A 1,920-nucleotide genomic window follows, 5' to 3' on the forward strand; every position below is an offset into this window, starting at 1 on the left:
TTCAGGCGTTAAACATAAAGGCGTGAAAGTATATAATTGTAGTGATTGGGATCATGGTTTTACTACTCTTACTAAAATTAGAAGTCGGGAAAAAACAGCAAGCTATATTACTAAATATGTTACGAAAGAAATGCAAAATTCTATTGTTGGAAAAGGCAAAAAAAAATACTGGTGTTCTCGTGGGTTGAGAGTACCAGCGGTTGAGTATAGTGTGCAAGATTTAGGCCTGGGGTTGCAACCAGACTATGAGAATGATACTTGCTTGATCTATAAAATCAAATAAATTATAACATGTGCTGCAATGGTTGAAAACTATTGCAGTTTTTTGTTGCTTGAAAACCTATCAGGTGGTATATTAGTTACATAAAAGTGATTTGGAGGTGATTACGTGAGTGGGAATGTTAAGTTTTCTATGTCGCTTGGGGAAGAACTTAATGATTATTGTGTAGCTGAAGCAAAGCGTATAGGGATTACTAAGAATGCATATATAGCAATGTGTGTTGATACGATAAAACGTCAATCGGATTCCATGACTATGACTAAAGAAGCTAACGCTATGTTTGAACATGTTAAAGCTAAAGAAAACAAAACTCTTTAATTAGTAGCAGCTCCCTCTAACAGGCGGCTAAATATGGAAAGTTTACCTATTTTAGATTTAGATCTGAGCAAAGCGTAGCGGTGCATTTACAGTAGGGCGTCTGTGCTATCCTGTTGAAGCTTCAGCGTGGAAATTTAGGATTGGTTGTTTCCATGGCTGAAGTCTCCTAATTTCTGCACAGTAAGCGGGTTCCTGCTGTCAATGCTTGCGGTTATAGATATATTAACAGCCCTTTCTAACAGGCGGTTAAATGTACATAATATGTACACGAAATAAATTTAAGGAGAGAAAAGCATGAAAGAAAAAACAAAAGATTCTGTTTATGAAATTGGACTTATAACAGCTCAATTAGAGGTATTAGATTATTTGGCGCTAGAACATGGTGCGGATATGTCAGAGGCTTTAGAAACGAAAATAGATTGGTATAGAGATGAATTGTCTCAAGTGCGAGACAACTTATTGAAAAAAGATATAAAAAAACGAATGGTTAGTGTTCAATCCGCTTCGCAGGCATTCATGAGACAATAACGCATTCGCATTGCTATATTATAGCATGAAATGGATAACTAAAAATTGTTGTATTAAAGGATAGAAAACATATAAAGTGACTTTTATGGAAAGAGGGGCAGCAAATGCAGTCCGCGCGTGAGCGTGGCAAGCATTTCTGCACCTTTCCATAAATTCGGCTATATTGTCTCTGTTCATTTTTTAACAATATATTTGATTATTCATTTCGGATGAAATATGGAAAAGGAAGGGGGATTCGCTGTTGCCCGTCTACTTGACATACGGGTAACTTAACGGAAGAAATATGACGAGACTATACAAGACTAAAATAAAGTCCTATCCCAACGGCGACAAGACATTGACGGTTTATAAGAATGCATTAATCGTTAAAATTGATGATGATTCTATCGATGTATCTATTTCTGAAAAAACCGAGAAAACTGACGACGAAAAAGAGTTAGAGAAAATTAGAAATCTATGGAAAATTCGTACCAAAATAAAAGATTATGTATTATCTAATGAATTCAACTATTTTTGGACTTTGACTTTTGATTCTGATAGATATAATTATGCTGTTGCATTTGAGAAAATGGGACGATGGCTTGAACGTATGAGAAAGAAGCATGGAAAATTCGATTATATTATGATCCCTGAGCTTCATAAAGATGGTGCTATTCATTTTCATGGTGTTACTGGCGGATTGAACGCTGTTATACGTGATTCAGGCGTTAAACATAAAGGCGTGAAAGTATATAATTGTAGTGATTGGGATCATGGTTTTACTACTCTTACTAAAATTAGAAGTCGGGAAAAAA

4 protein-coding genes are annotated in these 1,920 nt (G+C 35.4%); all 4 read left to right on the forward strand.

What is annotated here, in order from left to right; all coding sequences use genetic code 11:
* The coding region (locus ABT369_RS57725) for a hypothetical protein (RefSeq protein WP_350627250.1) at positions 1 to 283 on the forward strand (283 nt) is incomplete at its 5' end.
* A 105-nt stretch (positions 284 to 388) separates the two neighbouring features.
* Positions 389 to 598 carry a hypothetical protein gene (locus ABT369_RS57730; RefSeq protein WP_350627252.1) on the forward strand — a complete coding sequence of 70 codons (210 nt, stop codon included), beginning with the start codon at positions 389 to 391 and terminating at the stop codon, positions 596 to 598.
* 294 nt (positions 599 to 892) lie between these two features.
* Complete coding sequence (locus tag ABT369_RS57735; protein WP_350627254.1) at positions 893 to 1,126, forward strand: hypothetical protein; 234 nt, start codon at positions 893 to 895, stop codon at positions 1,124 to 1,126.
* A gap of 283 nt (positions 1,127 to 1,409) precedes the next feature.
* Positions 1,410 to 1,920, forward strand: a 511-nt coding sequence (locus tag ABT369_RS57740; protein WP_350627256.1) for a rolling circle replication-associated protein, incomplete at its 3' end; no start/stop codon positions are given.

This window comes from Dactylosporangium sp. NPDC000244, assembly GCF_040300725.1.
Classification (GTDB): Bacteria; Actinomycetota; Actinomycetes; order Mycobacteriales; family Micromonosporaceae; genus Dactylosporangium.

Excerpts from the sequence above, each read along its gene's own strand:
- ABT369_RS57735 (WP_350627254.1), top strand. The coding sequence starts at position 893 with ATGAAAGAAAAAACAAAAGATTCTGTTTATGAAATTGGACTTATAACA.